The following is a 16,664-nucleotide window of genomic DNA, read 5'->3' on the forward strand; positions in this document are numbered from 1 at the left end:
ATGATCACTCAACGGGGGTTATGATCACTCAACAGGATTTATGATCACTCAGCGTTTTTTCAGCTGAAGAGATATTTCTTTTTTAAACACATAGCTCACTTTGTCATAGTCCATTTTTTCTTCATAAAATCGATGTGCATCGGTTCTCTGTAATCCTGAGGACAAGGCGACACTTCCATAGCCATTTCCTTTCGCCCAATCTTGTACATACAAAAGAAGTTTTTCCCCATATCCATGTGAACGCTTGTTTTTATCCGTAACCAAATCACAAACCCAAACAAAACGCCCATAGTAAAGAGTGATCATAGGTTTAAAGCCGGTAACTGCGACAATCTCCCCTTGATCATACAAAGCGACTAATCGATACATATCCTTTTCTTTGGCTTCCGCCACTAAATCGAGATAGGCTTTTTCGTCAAGATGAGTACGTAGTTGGTTCATTACCGGGAAGGCTTCTAAAAACTCCTTGTGAGAGTGAAGTTCTTTAATAGCTGATGTGTCCATTGGAATCTCCCTTTTAATTTTTCAACAGTCGTAATAACTGTAAGCCATCAGATGGATGACCACTATATCCCCACATCCAACGAGGGTATTTCATAGGGATTATTGTAACAGCAAACTGAAAGAAGTTTACTAGCGTTATCCACCAAAACAATGTTTGCATATCACCTCGAGGACCAAGCAGCGTCAGCAGTCCAAATAAAAGCGCTAGTAATAACGACATTAAAGGTCCACCGATTAGTGCAATCGCTCTCTGTCGTTTACTTAACTCTCCTTCCCAATAGGCAAAACCTATATAGGACCAAATAATATGAAAGTGCAGCCGTCCTAATCTGAAGATCTCTTTATTCTTCTCACTCTTCGATCCTAGATAAATATGCACGTGGTTTTTTGAAGCGAAAACAGCACCGAGTCCATGTCCTATTTCATGCAGCAATACACAGGTCGGTGCAATTATAATATAGAAGATAATGATCAGTAACATGTATCTACCCCCTTCTCCCCACAAATCCCATAATCGAAATCCTATTAAATTGATTGCCTATATCGGCACCACATTTAACTGCTCTCCTTAACCTTTGGACAATGAAATGAGCACCTTGAAATTTCTTCATACTGAAGAAACAACGAGTCGTACTTTCTTTCAAATAGCATTATTTAATTGATTTCCTGAGCCAACTCCAAAAGCCCAATTAAAATCACGAAGATCAACATACCTAAACTGATTACGCCCAGACCCATACCTGACCAAGAACCGATAAGTAAGGATGTTAGAAGAACTGCTACAAAGGCAAACAGGCAAATTAGTAGTGATCTTTCATTAGTTTGTCTCAGACTCTTAGAAGCAATAAAAACTAATGAATTTACAACAAATCCTAAACCGATTGGTATAAAAATATCCATCTCCATTACCACCTTATCCAAATGGTATAACCAATTTCATAAATTTAGTAACAGTAGAAGAGAGTTATTCTGCTAACGTTAATTATGGTCTTGCTATTTAAGTTGCTCCAGTATTAATCCTAAATCCTCAGGATAAGAATGGGGTATCGTTTTTATTTCAGATAAAGACTTCCATTCGGCTTCGGCAATAATTTCATCAGGATCATTTATTCCGCTGCTTTCACCGATCTTTTCAACCCTGAAATAATATGTTTTTACCTGAATTTCATTTATGGTCGTTTCTTTCACCTTTAAACGTTCAATGACTTTCACATCATATCCCGTTTCTTCTTTAACCTCTCTAACGCAACATTCTTCTGGGCTTTCACCTCCCTCAATACCACCGGATGGTACTGCCCACCCCTCTGACTCGAAGCTTTTCACCATTAATATTTCCTGTTGTTCATTAATACAAATACCTGCTGAACCTGACCAACTTTTCATTCTCCTATCCCCCCGCCAAGTACCCTAATTGAATAGCATATTCACTTTCTCGTCTCAATCCATCCTTCGTTCTAAAGGATCTCCTATCACTTTTTTCTGCAGATTCTTCCACTTACGTTTCGCCATAAGAATTTCATCAATCATCCGTCAAAGTAACACTTTTTTTAGGATTGAAAGATTTTCCTTCAGAAATGAAGCGTTCTTTTCAATTCCACGGCGTTTACACCAGCCAATACTATTAAAAGCATCAGTAAATTGATAAAAAGGCAACACAACCTCTAAATCAATTATTGGTCTTACGGTGTTATAGCCTTCCTCATAAGACTGATACAGGTTAAAATCAAAGCTTAAAAAATCACGGTACAGTTTAGTGAAATCGATTTCTGTTGAACCAAATCGTACACTTTCAAAGTCGATCAGACCTGACACCTTACCTTCATCAACAATAATATTGGCTGGACGAAAATCCATATGTATAAAGCTCGGACCATCTGAAGGCGGGAGTTGGAGTTTCATATTTTCGAACTTTTCAATGGCCTGCCTGTATAAGCATTCATCCAAGACTTCCTTTACATCCTCAGCAAAACTATAAAATTGCCGTTCCACAAAATTAGACCAATCCGGAAATTCATTTTTTATTCCAGTTAATTGTAAGATGGAAGGCGGCTGGATTTGATGCATTGAGGCATGAAGGACTCCAACCTGAAACGCTACTGTGGGTAGATCTTTATTTGTTAGGGGTTGTCCCTTTAATTCAGTTAATAAGAACGCACCGGGACACTCTTCATCACCAGACCAATAATCCAACATTTCAGGAATGGAAACTCTATCTTTTAAGATTTCATAGGCTTCCAACTCTCGTTGACATTTCAATGTTGTGTAAGGTATTTTCACAAATACAACTTCCCCAATATCCAAGTAACATTTATAAACTGTGGAACTATGGGAATCTTCAACTTCATTTATTGATAAAACATTCAATTTGAATTGCTGAATGACTCGATTTAACATTCAACCCCTCCTTCTTCATTAATCAAAAACAATCAGCATTGAATTCAGTTTCCTGCCAACAATCCATTAGCCTGTATGTATCTTCGAAAAAGTATAGAACACCGGCTCGTCTATACTATTCAGGGTTTAACGTTCTCTATTACTACTTGAAAAGCTTTTTTATTAATGCCAACACGAAAAAATGAATGACTCCACCGAACATACCTAATATCAACATGAAGATGATTGAATAAAGATTAAATAGAATCACACTACCAAGAAGCCCCGCCAAACCGCCGAAACCTATAAACAAAAGTGCCTTTCCCCAATTCGGGTACATTTTAGTTCGGGCAGAAAAGTCGATGTACAATGAAACAGGAAATGCCCCAAACCCGAAGAAAGGCCACGAATATATCCCCACCACCAAGACAGTTGAGCCAAAACCCCAAGAGTCTTGAAAAGCAATCATCGAATAAAGAGCCATGAAAATTCCAAAGAGAAAGGGAGAAATGAAAATCGTTAAAAAGTAGAGAGAAAAACGATCAAATGTCTCCTTATAGTTTAGCGTCATGATGAATAGCCTCTCTTTCCATCCTTAACCTAGCCGTCCAATTCACTAAGAAGATGCCAATAAATATACAAACTCCACCAAGGATTACGTTCCACGAAATCGATTCATCTAATAATAGCCAACCCGTGAGAACGCCGAAAAATGGAGCTAAAAACAGAAATGCGCTTGTCTTTCCCGGATCACCTTTCTGTAGAAGATAAAACCAAACTGCAAATTGTACAATGGAAGCCATTAAGGCCAACCATACTAAAATGGCAATTGATATTGGGGTAATTTGAAACGAAGGGTCTTCCAATAGAAAACTGCCAACGAACAGAATCAGCCCACCAAACAACATTTGATAAGCCGTTAATACCCATGTATTAATCTGTGTGCCCCACTTTTTAATTAGTAGAGTGCCGATAGCCCACGAAATGGCTGATAAAAAACCATAAAGTGTTCCAATTCGTAAGTCCACCTGTGCACCAAGCGTAATCAGTACGCCAATAAAACCCAAAATAACGCCCAGCCATTGTCGCCAACTATACGTCATTTTCATGAAAAGTGTTCCAAATAGTACAACCAATAGTGGATTCGTAAATGTTAAGATAGATGATTGCCCCGCTGTTATCGTACGCAAACTGACAAAGATGCATCCCATGACAGCTGCTGTTTGAAAGAATCCAATCAATGCTATTTTCAACCAAACCGAAACATGCTTCGGATATGGGATTCGTAAACACTTTACAATAATCGCCATAAGGACCCCAGCTAGGAGGAAACGTAGTGCAACCAACATGATCGGTGTAGCGTATGCCAATCCAATCTTTCCAATCGTGAAAGCAGACCCCATTAGCGATGTCGTCAATACGACTAGAAATGCAAATAGCCACTTGTTCATAAAGGTAATCTCCTTCGAAGGTACTCTTCATAATTGAAAGTTTGCAAGTTTCATACAAAAAGTATAACACTTAAAAGCGGAGGATAGATGAAGTAATCTGTCATTTATTACAAATCATTTGGCTGAAAGTTTCCGGGGCCCCAGCATTTGATTAAAAACGTATGGGCGTTACAATGAGATTACTGTCAATGGTTAGCAGCTACCGCATTCTTACATGTTTCAGGAGGAAATTTAACGATGTCCTATTTATATTTAGCACTTTCTATATCTCTGGAGCTAATTGGCACTTCTTTATTAAAAGCCTCGGAGGGATTTACAAAACTGTTCCCTACACTGGGGGTCATCATCGCTTTCATTAGTTGCTTTTTCTTTTTATCGCTGTCCTTGAAAACAATCCCTTTAAACACTGCCTATGCGATTTGGTCAGGAATCGGGATTGTTGCGACTGTGATCATTTCAGTTAGCATCTGGAAGGAAAAAATCAATTTGGCTAGCATTGTCGGAATCACTTTCATACTTGTTGGAGTGGTAATTTTGAATTTATTCGGACCGGGGCAAAACGAAGCCAGCTAGCAGTACTAATGGGCCTTTGTAGGAAAGAATGGAACCCTTGTCGAGATAATGGAGCCCTTGATCCTTAACAAGAATGTATCAGTGCATTAGACAATAAAAAATGATACTATTTGATGAGCAAAGGATTTTGCATGCAACAGGAGGATATAAGATGAATAACGAGGATAATTTTTGGCTTGAATTGCCGAAGCCGTTTTTTATATTAGCACCAATGGAAGATGTTACAGACGTCGTGTTTCGTCACGTCATCAGCGCAGCAGCAAGACCCGATGTATTCTTTACGGAGTTCACGAATACGGAAAGCTACTGCCATCCTGAAGGAAGAGATAGTGTGCGCGGCCGGTTGACGTTCACGGAAGATGAACAACCGATTGTCGCTCATATTTGGGGCGATAAACCTGAGTTCTTTTCACAGATGAGCATCGATATGAAAAAACTTGGTTTCCGTGGTATCGATCTGAATATGGGATGCCCCGTTCCTAACGTTGCAGCCAACGGAAAAGGTGCTGGTTTAATACAACGTCCGGAAGTGGCAGCAGAACTTATTCAAGCCGCAAAAGCTGGTGGATTGCCAGTCAGTGTTAAAACAAGATTAGGCTACAGTGAAATTGACGAATGGCGCGATTGGTTAAGACATGTACTGAAACAAGACATCGCGAATCTTTCCATCCACCTACGCACAAGGAAAGAAATGAGTAAAGTGGATGCACACTGGGAACTGATTCCGAAAATAAAAAAACTGCGTGATGAAATTGCTCCTAATACATTGTTAACGATTAATGGCGATATCCCTGACCGCGCAACTGGGTTGAAATTAGTGGAACAATACGGCGTGGATGGCGTCATGATTGGCCGAGGCGTGTTCACGAATCCTTTCGCATTTGAAGAGGAACCTACAGAACGCAGCGTGAAAGAATATCTCGATTTATTACTGCTGCACTTGGATCTCCACGATAAATACTCAAACGAACTTGAACCGCGTCCATATAAACCACTTGTCCGCTTCTTCAAAATCTATATTCGCGGATTTAGGGGTGCTGGTGAGTTGAGGAATCGATTGATGGATACGAAGTCGACGGATGAGGTGCGGGAATTGGTGAAGGAAGTTTTGGAAAAAGAACTGGATTGACACGAATATAATAAACCCAAGTAGAGAGGTTGGAAAATGAGAGCACTTTCCAACCTCTCTTTTTTATCACGAATATTCAGATGAGTACTCCTCTTTAAAATACACGTAAGTTTGCGATATGTATAATTACGTGCTAAAATAAATTGAATTTAATCCCAAAAGAAAGACGAAGACCGTTAAACCACGCATACTCATTACCCAAAATGCATTTGTTTTAAAATTCGTTTACGAGGTGGTTTGAAGATGATAACGGAAAATAAAGAGCTAACGATATTTGATCACGTAGGAAGTAAAATTAGTACGGATAGAGAGATTGATATAGTCGTTAGACTAGAAGAACCATTGATAGTGGTTTTAGGAAATGTCTTAAGTGACGAAGAGTGCGAAGAACTGATCAAATTGTCTAAGGATAAAATGCAACGCTCAAAAATCGGAACGACACGCGAAGTAAATGAACTGAGAACAAGTAGTAGTACGTTTATTGAGGAAAGTGAAAACGAAATTGTTGCAAGAGTCGAAAGCAGAGTCTCTTCTATTATGAATATCCCAATTGAACACGGAGAAGGCCTTCAAATCCTTCAATATACTCCTGGCCAACAATACAAAGCTCACCATGATTTCTTTAAAGCAGCGGACAATAATAGAATTAGTACACTCGTTATGTATTTAAATGATGTAGAACAAGGCGGAGAAACGTACTTCCCTAAACTGAATTTTTCAGTATCACCTAAAAAGGGTATGGCAGTTTACTTCGAGTATTTCTATAATGATCAAGCTATGAATGAGTTAACTTTACATGGTGGCGCACCTGTTATAACCGGTGAAAAATGGGTCGCAACGCAATGGATGAGAAAAAAGAAAATTAGGTAAGAAAGAAGGACCTCCCTATATTTTAGGGATGGTCCTTTCTTAGTTGTGATAATACTATCCTGAAGATGGACAAAACACTTCAGATTTATTATTATCTGCCGATATACAAAGTATAAAGTAAAATCCATAACGAAGGAAGCTAGTCACTATGAAAAAGTCACAACTACATCACCATTTAAATGTACTTACTGGGGTAGAAAAATGAATAAAACATCTCTATTACAAGAAGAAAAAAGAGCTACTATTTTGTTCATGTGGTTATTTTATATTGTGTTTTTTTTATATGAAATTATTTATTATAAAGTGTTTCCAATATTTCCATGGGCGACTGAAATTCCAGATACAGTTTGGTCTTTTCTAAATACCATTAAACATCTAATCATTATCCTCCTTATCCCTGTTACCATCTATTTTTTTAAAAAGGGAAAGCCTGAGAAGGTAAAACATATTGTAGTTATTACCTATTTGGTTACTACCATAGTAACGGATATTTATTATTATTTCGGCAAAGCAGAATTTTATTCTAGTGGTAACCTTGTAGAATTAGTTATTTTCTTGTTTTCGCCAATTTTTATTAATAAACGATTTTTCTATTTAGTTACGTTTGGTGTAATTCTAAAATATATATTGGTAGGAGTATTCATACAAGATCCTGTCATATTATTTCCTGTTATTATCAACATCTTATTGGCTATTATTGCTTACATCCTTCTTCATCGATTTTTAAGTTACGTGAAGGCATTAACAACTTCCTATGACGAACAATTAGCTGGAATGGTCAAAGGGGTTATTGCCACATTAGAGTTAAAGGATCCATATACGCGAGGACATAGTGAGCGTGTGGCGGAATATGCGATGAGTCTTGCAAAAGCAACTGGGAAGGTTAGTGAATCTGAATTACATTCTTTCTATTATGCTTGTTTACTGCATGACTTAGGGAAAGTCAATATTCCCGATACTATTTTGGCGAAACATGGTAAACTAACAGAGGAAGAATATGAAGTGATTAAAACTCACCCTGTTGTGGGAGCGAAAGCAATTGAAGATGTACAAGGGATCGGTGGCAATCTTGCTGTCGTTTATCATCATCATGAAAGATGGGATGGTAAGGGCTATCCAGATGGACTTACTGGAGAACAAACACCCCTTGTTGCTAGAATTACAGCGGTTGCAGATGCCTTTGATGCAATGACTTCCACAAGGTCCTACCGACCAGCGCTTCCTTTTGAAGAAGCTTATAAACGAATAGTGGATGGAAAGGGATCCCAGTTCGATCCTGAATTGGTGGAGATTTTTAAACAAGTGTATCAAGATTGGATTACAATCTCTATACAATATAACAAAGTTCATATACCAAAGGAGGGGCACAAACATGAAAATCCGTAAACTTAAACAAGTTAAAGTAACATGCTGGTGGTGTTTCTTTATTCCAAAAATTTAAGGAATCTTAAAAAAGGGATGCTATAGTTATAGCATCCTTTTTTCATTTTTAAAGAACGGTGGAGCTAAGTTTGAAATTAACAACACAATCACAACTCACTCTTTATCCTTTATCCATTCAAAAAGATAAGAAGAATTATATCGTTGAAGAACCTGTCTCTGGTGAGTTTTTTGAAATGCCAGTGATTTGTATTGATGCGATTGATAGGATAAATAAAGGCCAAACGTTAGGTGAAATAGAATTAGAACTGCAGGAAAAATATCCGAATGAAACTGTCGATATGATTGAATTTGGCAGACAGCTCATTGAATTAGGTCTTGTTCAAGAGATAGATGGAGAAAAAACGACTCTAAAAAAGGAAAGCCAAGCTTCGAGTGGATTTACATGGCTCCCCTCTTCTGTCGGGCGTTTCTTTTTCAATGGAATAACAAATAAAATTTATGTGATTTTATTACTGATCAACATTTCACTTATCGTCTGGAACCCTGGATTATTCCCTCATTATAAAGATATATTTATATTTGATTCGATGATGCTTAATATCGTCGCCTACATGCTGATTTCCCTTATATTAATCATCGTTCATGAGTTCGGGCATATTTTAGCGATCCGCTCATATGATTTACCCGCTACATTAGGTATTGGGAACCGGCTTATCTTTGTCGTGTTTGAGACGGACTTAACTTCAGCATGGAAACTCGCGCCGAGGCAAAGGAACATCCTCTATTTCGCGGGAATGTCTTTTGAGCAAGTAGTTGTATTAATCGCGTTAACGTTGCAACTTCTTATCCCGGAAGCCAACAGCATTTTACTAGGTTTTTTAGGGATAGTCGTATTGGATATTTTCATAAAAACCTTATATCAATGCTGTTTTTACATGAAAACAGATATCTATTATTTCGTTGAAAACAGTACGGGATGCTATAACTTGATGGAAAGCGGAAAGAAGTATTTAAGTAAATGGCTGCCGTTTTTAAAAAGCGATTCCGTTGATGCGGAAACGTTCGATGGAGAACAAAGAATTGTTCGTATGTACAGCTTGTTTTATATCGCTGGAATTCTGTTATCTTTTAGTCTAATTGTCTTTTATTTTCTGCCGCAGGCTTATTATGCCTATTCACAAGTTTTTTCTAATTTACTTTCGTCTTCGACGCCATCTGCTTTTTGGGACGCAATCGCTTTTCTTGGACAAACCGTACTTCTATTAGGTTTGCTCGTGTACTCTAAGAGAAAGGCATGAGAGGTATGAGAGGTATAGACGTAAAAAAGGAGCTACTTCAATTTTCATTGAAGATAGCTCCTTTTTATAATTAGTTACGCTTGTGGAGGTGTTCCTTCAGCGTTTGATACGACTACATCGACTTGGATTGAAGCACCTTCAGGTAGAGCTGAAACACCAACTGTTCTACGTGCAGGAACTCCTCCTGGGAAGAATGTTTTGTAAACTTCATCTACTGCATCGATATCCTCAAGGTTTGTAAGGAAGAGGTTTACTTTAACGATATCCTCCATAGCGTGGTCGATGCTTTCAACAATTGCTTTAACATTTTTCAAGCATTGTTCAGCTTGCTCTTTTACGCCACCAGCTACCAATTGGCCTGTTTTTGCTTCCAAAGGTAATTGACCTGAAAGGTGATTGTAATGAGAGAACGCCACAGTTTGTGTAGACAGTGAGTTCTTTGGTGCATTGTCCGTGTTGTTTGCCCAAATAACGATACCATGTCTATCTTCAATCTCCTGTGGAGGCGTACCATCACCGTGTGACACAACTGCTTCCATTTGTACCAAAGCACCCATAGGTAGAGCTGATGCTTCAACTACTGTACGTGCAGGGACATAGGCAACAGTTCTAGCGATAGCGGAGTCTGGGAAGAATGTTGAATACACTTCGTTTACCGCTTCCATATCTGCAAGGTCTTTAACGAAGATCGTCATTTTAACGATATCGTCAAAAGGAACGTCAATGCTTTCTAGAATAGCTTTAATGTTTTTCAAGGACTGTGCAGCTTGCTCTTTTACGCCACCAATAACCAATCTGCCTGTTTTCGGATCGATCGGCAATTGAGCTGAAAGGTAATTGTAGTGAGAGAATGCGACAGTTTGAGTAGATAATGCACATGTAGGCGCATTCGCAGTGTTATTCGTTAGCTTGATAAGGTCGCCTGCTTGTGGAGCATTTGGAATTGAACCTTCTCCGTGTGAAAGAAGTGCTTCAACTTGGACCATAGCATCCATTGGCAAAGCTGCAACTGCAACGTTTGTGCGTGCAGGAACATAAGTTGGGAAGAATGTTTTATAAACTTCGTTAACTGCATCAACGTCTTTAATATCTTTCACGAATACTGTGATTCGAACGATATCGCTCATAACATGACCGATGCTGTCTACAATTGACTTAATGTTCGTAAAGCACTGCTTCGCTTGCTCAGTTATGCCACCAGCAACCAATTTACCTGTTGATGGATCTACAGGCAATTGAGCTGAAAGGTTATTGTAGTGAGAGAAAGCTACTGAATGTGAAAACAGACCGTTACCGCTTGGTGCATTTTCCGTGTTTTTTGCTGATACTGCGTTATATCCGCTCATAATATTAGTCCCCTTTTTAATAAGTATTTATTAACTCAAGTATGCGCTGAAAAACCCGGTCTAAACCTTAGTTCTTTTCTGCGTTGCAGAGAAGCATTACTAGTAGACCATTACCATTCTTCAATAGCGAATACTGAATTACACCCCAAGAGGAAAGAACCCCTTTGAGTAAGTTGTTACATAAGCCGGCCAAAAGGATTTCTCCTCTTCGCTATGTAGTGTTATCATATCCGAGCTCTGGAATACCACATAGAACTACCTAGTATAAACATAAGGGTGTCTGCATTGTCAAACACGACACATTATTCCTCATTAAAAAACCACAATCACTGAATTATCTTCAGTAATCGTGGCTTTTTAGCTGTTCAAGCAAATGGATATCTTAAACTTTCCGGAACTTCCAAGAAGATTGCATAGAAACCTCTTTACCTTCTTTACGTTCATTCGCATATTCAGCTGTAGCTGTAAACAATACGTCCGAAGACGAATTCAATGCAGTTTCACAAGAATCCTGAATAACTCCGATGATAAAACCAACGCCAACTACTTGCATGGCAATATCATTTGGTACTCCAAACAAACTACATGCTAGCGGTATCAATAAAAGTGATCCGCCTGCAACACCGGATGCACCGGCTGCAGAGATAGCCGCAACTACTGAAAGCATAATTGAAGTCAGAATGTCGACTTCAATCCCAAGCGTATGAACTGTTGCAAGTGTTAGTACAGCAATTGTAACGGCTGCACCGGCCATATTGATTGTTGCACCAAGAGGAATTGAGACTGCATACGTATCCTCATCCAAACCAAGTTTTTCAGCTAACTTCATATTTACTGGAATATTAGCAGCAGAACTACGTGTAAAGAATGCGGTAATTCCACTTTCTCTCAACACCATGAATACTAGTGGATATGGATTTTTGCGCGTATAGACATATACAATTAACGGGTTCACGACTAGTGCGATAAACAACATACATCCCACTAAAATTAAGATTAAGCGTCCATAAACAAGCAAAGCGGAAAGTCCCGTTGATACAATTGCATCGAATACAAGACCCATAATACCGAGTGGTGCCAAATTGATCACCCACTGCACGACTATGGTGACTGCATCCGAAAAACTTCCTAACATATCTTTTGTATGTTGATTTGCCTTTTTTAATGCAATCCCTAATACGACTGCCCACATTAAGATACCTAGATAGTTCGCATTGACTAATGCATCAATCGGATTAGAAACTAGGTTGAATAATAATGTTTCCAATACTTCCATTATGCCTTCAGGAGGTGAAAGATCCTCAGCCCCTGTTGTCAATGTCAATTTCACTGGGAATAAAAAGCTCGCTACTACAGCGACAGCTCCAGCCAGCAATGTACCAATGGCGTACAAACCAAGAATCGATTTCATATTCGTTTTCGTACCGCTCTTATGCACAGCAATTGCATGCATCACCAAGAATAAGACTAATACTGGTGCAACCGCTTTCAATGCACCGACAAATAATGCACCAAAAATGGTGATCCAACTTGCGGCATTGGGAACTGTTAAAGCTAAGACAAGACCGACTAGAATACCGATAACTATTCTTTTTACTAGGCTTATTTGATTCCATGTACCAACTACATTTCTCATTCGTCTACCCCCAATATCTTTTGTTGTATAAAGTCTTCAATCATTTCTCCCTGTTAGAGTAGACTGATGCCTTATTTTATCACAATCTTTTTAGAATTGTGAAGCACATTTTTATAATTAACGGATTTTGGAATTTTGAGCGTTGAAGTATCTGTTATAGTCATTTAGAACCATTTTAAACTTTTCTCTCTACATAGTATCCTTTTTGATCCCTCCCATCTATATAGAGGGCAAAGGGGGAAATGTAAATGACACACTACTTGAAAGAATACGCACGATTCAACACGATTGAAGAAATGGACGCTGCAGCTGAACAGCATGTGAAGACCCACTGGGATGAATTGACGAAATCAGACCGCCAAGTGCTCGACATAATCCGTCGATACTCTGTCAAATACGGAGCGGCACATCTGAAACACGGGACGATCGAAGACGCAACAGGGAAATCAAATGTGACCGTCAGACGCGCCATCCGCAAACTCGTCAACTTAGGCATTATCGAGAAAGTCCATTACATACGCCCGGTCATGAGCGGACTCGGCGCCAACATTTATATCATTTTACCTTTCGATGACCAGGGGAAAATGAGCGACCGGGACAACGATGTTAAACCGCATGAGGACAAGGATAACGAGCAACTTCCAGCAGACGAAGCTCTTCTTTCTAAATCTCTATTAAAATCTAAAGATCTTAACTACACGTCTCCTACGGAATCGCCAAAGTTATCCACAAGTCTATTCAGCCGGATGAAAGAACTGCTTGCCTCGACAATTGGAGACACAAAAACAGCCCGTGAATTTTACGGAATTCACTTGGCCATTTCCGGAAGGATGCTGAAGTATGAAATTTATAAAGACGACAAGTCTGTCTTCGAAGAACTTGCATATCGTGCATTGATGATTACAGTGATGGCTACAAAGAAGAAGGAAGTTCGTAATTTACCGGGGTATTACAAAGGGGTTTTGGACAAGTTGGTTGATGAGACGTATTTCAAGGACATTTTCATGCTGTATGACACGCCAGTAGAGACAGGCGGTTTATTGGCATGAAACATGGTATGATTGAATATAGAACAATCAAACAATTACCTGTACATACACAAAGGGGGCTAGGAGTTCATATGTTTACAAAAGATCAAACGGTGTTTGTATTAGTCGATGTTCAAGGGAAATTGGCCAGAATCGTGCATGACAGTGAGGCGGTCATCGATAATTTGAGGAAGCTGATCAGCTGCTTGCGGATTTTGGATGTGCCGCTAATTTGGCTCGAACAGTATCCTGAAGGATTGGGACCGACTGTGGAAGAAGTTGCAGAACAATTGGAAGGACTTGCGCCTATTTCGAAAATGACGTTCAGCGCATGTAAGACCGAGGCGTTCATGAATGCGCTACGGGCAACGAATAGAGAGCAAATCCTCATTGCAGGCATCGAGACGCATATTTGCGTCTACCAAACGGCTGCCGACCTGAAAGAATCGAACTACGATGTACAAGTCGTGGAAGACGCCGTATCGTCCCGCACATTGGCAAATAACCAACTCGGGCTTGAGAAGATGAAGGCACTTGGCATTCTCGGAACGAGCGTTGAAATGGCCATTTATGAATTGTTGGAAACGGCAGATGCCGAGGAGTTTAAACAGATCTTGAAGATTATAAAATAGTACGGGTTCCAAGTGCCAGGCACTCGTTTCTTTAAACGTTTTGTGCCTGGTATTTGTTTCGATGAGCAGTGAAGTAGGGTTTATTCACCTATTAATTCTTTATATTCTTCAACGTCATCGAAATGAACCGGGAAAGTGACCGGTACATCACCGAGATTTACCATGTTAATCGGGTTTCCATCATTTAATTTTATTATCGTCATGTGAAATGTGTTGTCTTTCGTTAGGTCAATCGTAAACTGTTGCTGATCACTTGTCATGAGGTATTTGCCAGTTTCAATCTCTTCAAAGGTTCCTCTGTCAACTTCAATGTTGTCAATATATTCAACAAAAGCGTTATCATTGTGGAAAATCGAGATTTGAATGTAATAACCATTCACATGCGTTTCACTTTGATAAAAGCCTTTCAATTTAGGTTGGGCATTGCATCCCGCCAACACCAAAACAACCATCGATAGTAACGTAGAAGTAATTATATTCCTCACCAGCATCCCCCTGTGTTAAAAGATATTCTTTAACCAAGTCATGATATATATAATCAGCAACGGTTCGAACCAAACGAGGAAAAATAATATGACAAAAAAGGATATGCCAGAAATCACTTTCAATGCGCCCTCTTCTTTTTTTGAGAGGGCAATAAAACTATAGATAACTCCAAGTACTAAAAGTATAAATCCTATGAGGACAACAGGTTCGATGATTTCAAGTGAAATCCAATTGATCACAAGTGCCAGTAATCCAGATGCTATAAAGACAATTGACCAAACACTAAAAGCACTTTTCAAATTGGTGCAACCTCCTTCTTCGTTGATGCTGTATAGAAGAAAATCCATTCACTTATCAACTTTTCTCATTCTTTTTCCATTTAGTGTAATTGTAGCCGATGTCTAATGAGAATAATAAAAAGAAAATAATTCCGATGACTTTATACTCATTTGACGTCAAATCACTAAACCAATACAAAGCAAGAAATAATAGGGATACAATTGGAACTCCCCAAATGGCACGTATGAATCTCCTTCGATAAGTTAATCGATAATAATTGAGTACAAACCCTGTATCCTTTTTTTCTTTATCCTTATATATTTTCGACATTATCGTACTAACAACTAAAACCGCTATCATAGGTACAATAATAAACGGGAAACTATTCAATATATCGCCCCCCCTAGTAATGATAAAGTGGTCATTTTGCTGCATTATGGTGCAAATGGGACTTGACCAGTGAACAATAAAAGTAACATGATAATCCAAAAAATAAAAAAAGACGAAGAGAGAATTAATGAAATAATCGGTATGGTGTTTTTCTCCGTTCTTTTCACCAAGCCTACAATTGATAATAAAATACCTGTAGCTGTGAGGATAAGTGTTATCCTATCACCAACCAAGCTTCCAACATTTGCAATTCTCGTAGGTTCCACGAAAACGATAAAGAAACAAATAACTCCTATAAGCAGTGAAATGTAGCTAATGAAACTGTGTTTTTTGGGCGTATTCATTTTTCGTGTCAAAAAAACACCCCTTCAAAAATTTTTCCGATTATTAGTAATACGATTGATTTCGCAAAAAGTTCCAACGACTCATATAAGCAAACCACCCAAATTAAAAACTGGCACAGATCCTGATTCAAGAAATGTGCCGGGATAGTCTATCAGTAGTTTCGAATGTTGTCTCAAGGGCCGCTGTTTTTCTTTCTTTTAAAGAACACGTAAATCGCATTACAAGCCACCACTACTGCAAAAAAGGCAAGATACCCTATTGCAAATGTTAGGTTCAGCTCACGTTGAATGACGATGATTGCAATAAAGGTCCCGAGAAGTGCTGTTAGAGCAATTTTACTTATTCTCCACTCGTAATGTGTAAGGAACTTCAATTTTTTTACACCCCCTCCATTCTCTTTACATTCCGCATATATTGCTTCAAACTGTCCATCATCCTTACACTGTCCTCTTACTATTTTCATATTATTTTTTTAATCACCTGAACCAAATATTTCACAGCAAAGTAACATAAAGGAATTCCTAAAAACAAGACAAGATAGCTCATGAAATAACTATCAAAAAAGTATTTATTCGACAAGTAAGCAGCGAACTTAAAGTATTGTAGAAAAAGCATTATTACTAACGCTACAAAACCTGCTTCTCTCATCATTAATTTATTTTCGTTAACCTTCCCCTTGGCATTCCAATTTTCATCCTCCACTGAACCTCCCCCTTCCCATTTGCTTCACAAAGCTATGCTTTTTTTACGTAAATAATTTTCCGACTATTAGTAATACGGCTCATTTCATAAAAAGTTTCAATGTCTCATTTAAGCAAACCGCCAATATTTAAAAAAGGCACAAATCCTAACTCAGGAAGTGTGCCCATATAGCAATTCGACGACTTTATGTTGTAATATTTTTGCTCGTTTCCTATATCGGCCTCCCCCCTCTTCTTGAT

21 protein-coding genes are annotated in these 16,664 nt (G+C 38.7%); 7 read left to right on the forward strand and 14 right to left on the reverse strand.

Annotated elements, in window-relative coordinates:
• Positions 1-48: 48 nt before the first annotated feature.
• The 7 genes from M3191_RS15460 to M3191_RS15490 form a co-directional block, all read right to left on the reverse strand.
• Positions 49-504, reverse strand: a complete 456-nt coding sequence (locus M3191_RS15460) for a GNAT family N-acetyltransferase (protein ID WP_251701272.1) — start codon at positions 502-504, stop codon at positions 49-51.
• 13 nt (positions 505-517) lie between these two features.
• Complete coding sequence (locus M3191_RS15465) at positions 518-985, reverse strand: hypothetical protein (RefSeq protein ID WP_251701273.1); 468 nt, start codon at positions 983-985, stop codon at positions 518-520.
• A 173-nt stretch (positions 986-1,158) separates the two neighbouring features.
• Positions 1,159-1,404, reverse strand: coding sequence for a YesK family protein (locus tag M3191_RS15470; protein ID WP_251701274.1), 246 nt, complete (start codon positions 1,402-1,404; stop codon positions 1,159-1,161).
• Positions 1,405-1,497: 93 nt separating this feature from the next.
• Entirely contained in the window at positions 1,498-1,887 is a 390-nt protein-coding gene (locus M3191_RS15475) for an NUDIX hydrolase (protein ID WP_251701275.1), read from the reverse strand.
• A 147-nt stretch (positions 1,888-2,034) separates the two neighbouring features.
• Positions 2,035-2,898, reverse strand: coding sequence for an aminoglycoside phosphotransferase family protein (locus tag M3191_RS15480; protein ID WP_251701276.1), 864 nt, complete (start codon positions 2,896-2,898; stop codon positions 2,035-2,037).
• Positions 2,899-3,040: 142 nt separating this feature from the next.
• Entirely contained in the window at positions 3,041-3,448 is a 408-nt protein-coding gene (locus M3191_RS15485; RefSeq protein ID WP_251701277.1) for a hypothetical protein, read from the reverse strand.
• Positions 3,432-4,328, reverse strand: coding sequence for a DMT family transporter (locus tag M3191_RS15490; protein WP_251701278.1), 897 nt, complete (start codon positions 4,326-4,328; stop codon positions 3,432-3,434). Before M3191_RS15490 ends, M3191_RS15485 begins: the two co-directional genes overlap by 17 nt.
• 237 nt (positions 4,329-4,565) lie before the next feature.
• Between M3191_RS15490 and M3191_RS15495 the strand changes: the two genes are divergently transcribed.
• From M3191_RS15495 to M3191_RS15515, 5 genes are all read left to right on the forward strand, one after another.
• Complete coding sequence (locus M3191_RS15495; RefSeq protein WP_251696822.1) at positions 4,566-4,901, forward strand: DMT family transporter; 336 nt, start codon at positions 4,566-4,568, stop codon at positions 4,899-4,901.
• A gap of 151 nt (positions 4,902-5,052) precedes the next feature.
• Positions 5,053-6,030 (forward strand): tRNA dihydrouridine synthase, encoded by a 978-nt coding sequence (locus M3191_RS15500; protein WP_251701279.1) that lies wholly within the window; start codon positions 5,053-5,055, stop codon positions 6,028-6,030.
• Positions 6,031-6,273: 243 nt separating this feature from the next.
• The gene (locus M3191_RS15505; RefSeq protein ID WP_251701280.1) at positions 6,274-6,900 is read left to right on the forward strand and encodes a 2OG-Fe(II) oxygenase; all 627 of its coding nucleotides are present in this window, start codon (positions 6,274-6,276) and stop codon (positions 6,898-6,900) included.
• 201 nt (positions 6,901-7,101) lie between these two features.
• A complete protein-coding gene (locus tag M3191_RS15510) occupies positions 7,102-8,286 on the forward strand; it encodes an HD-GYP domain-containing protein (RefSeq protein ID WP_251701281.1) in 1,185 nt (394 codons plus the stop codon).
• A gap of 125 nt (positions 8,287-8,411) precedes the next feature.
• Positions 8,412-9,581 (forward strand): peptidase, encoded by a 1,170-nt coding sequence (locus tag M3191_RS15515; RefSeq protein WP_251701282.1) that lies wholly within the window; start codon positions 8,412-8,414, stop codon positions 9,579-9,581.
• 74 nt (positions 9,582-9,655) lie between these two features.
• Here the strand turns inward: M3191_RS15515 and M3191_RS15520 are convergent, their stop codons facing one another.
• Together M3191_RS15520 and sstT are read right to left on the reverse strand one after the other, a co-directional pair.
• Positions 9,656-10,927, reverse strand: coding sequence for a RidA family protein (locus M3191_RS15520; RefSeq protein ID WP_251701283.1), 1,272 nt, complete (start codon positions 10,925-10,927; stop codon positions 9,656-9,658).
• 382 nt (positions 10,928-11,309) lie between these two features.
• Positions 11,310-12,563, reverse strand: a complete 1,254-nt coding sequence (sstT, locus tag M3191_RS15525) for a serine/threonine transporter SstT (RefSeq protein ID WP_251701284.1) — start codon at positions 12,561-12,563, stop codon at positions 11,310-11,312.
• 248 nt (positions 12,564-12,811) lie between these two features.
• Between sstT and M3191_RS15530 the strand changes: the two genes are divergently transcribed.
• Positions 12,812-13,612: a hypothetical protein gene (locus M3191_RS15530; RefSeq protein WP_251701285.1), complete on the forward strand. Its 801-nt coding sequence runs from the start codon at positions 12,812-12,814 to the stop codon at positions 13,610-13,612.
• Positions 13,609-14,223, forward strand: a complete 615-nt coding sequence (locus M3191_RS15535; RefSeq protein ID WP_353056537.1) for a hydrolase — start codon at positions 13,609-13,611, stop codon at positions 14,221-14,223. Before M3191_RS15530 ends, M3191_RS15535 begins: the two co-directional genes overlap by 4 nt.
• Before the next feature lie 80 nt (positions 14,224-14,303).
• Here the strand turns inward: M3191_RS15535 and M3191_RS15540 are convergent, their stop codons facing one another.
• The 5 genes from M3191_RS15540 to M3191_RS15560 form a co-directional block, all read right to left on the reverse strand.
• Positions 14,304-14,708: a hypothetical protein gene (locus tag M3191_RS15540; protein WP_251701286.1), complete on the reverse strand. Its 405-nt coding sequence runs from the start codon at positions 14,706-14,708 to the stop codon at positions 14,304-14,306.
• Between the two features lie 15 nt (positions 14,709-14,723).
• Complete coding sequence (locus tag M3191_RS15545) at positions 14,724-15,008, reverse strand: hypothetical protein (protein ID WP_251701287.1); 285 nt, start codon at positions 15,006-15,008, stop codon at positions 14,724-14,726.
• A 414-nt stretch (positions 15,009-15,422) separates the two neighbouring features.
• Positions 15,423-15,722: a hypothetical protein gene (locus M3191_RS15550; protein WP_251701325.1), complete on the reverse strand. Its 300-nt coding sequence runs from the start codon at positions 15,720-15,722 to the stop codon at positions 15,423-15,425.
• Between the two features lie 173 nt (positions 15,723-15,895).
• On the reverse strand, positions 15,896-16,186 hold the full coding sequence (locus tag M3191_RS15555) for a hypothetical protein (RefSeq protein ID WP_251701288.1): 291 nt from the start codon (positions 16,184-16,186) through the stop codon (positions 15,896-15,898).
• A complete protein-coding gene (locus M3191_RS15560) occupies positions 16,183-16,425 on the reverse strand; it encodes a hypothetical protein (RefSeq protein ID WP_251701289.1) in 243 nt (80 codons plus the stop codon). Before M3191_RS15560 ends, M3191_RS15555 begins: the two co-directional genes overlap by 4 nt.
• Positions 16,426-16,664 lie beyond the last annotated feature (239 nt).

Origin of the sequence: Sporosarcina luteola, from assembly GCF_023715535.1 — a bacterium.
In the GTDB taxonomy this organism is placed as follows: Bacteria; Bacillota; Bacilli; order Bacillales_A; family Planococcaceae; genus Sporosarcina; species Sporosarcina luteola_B.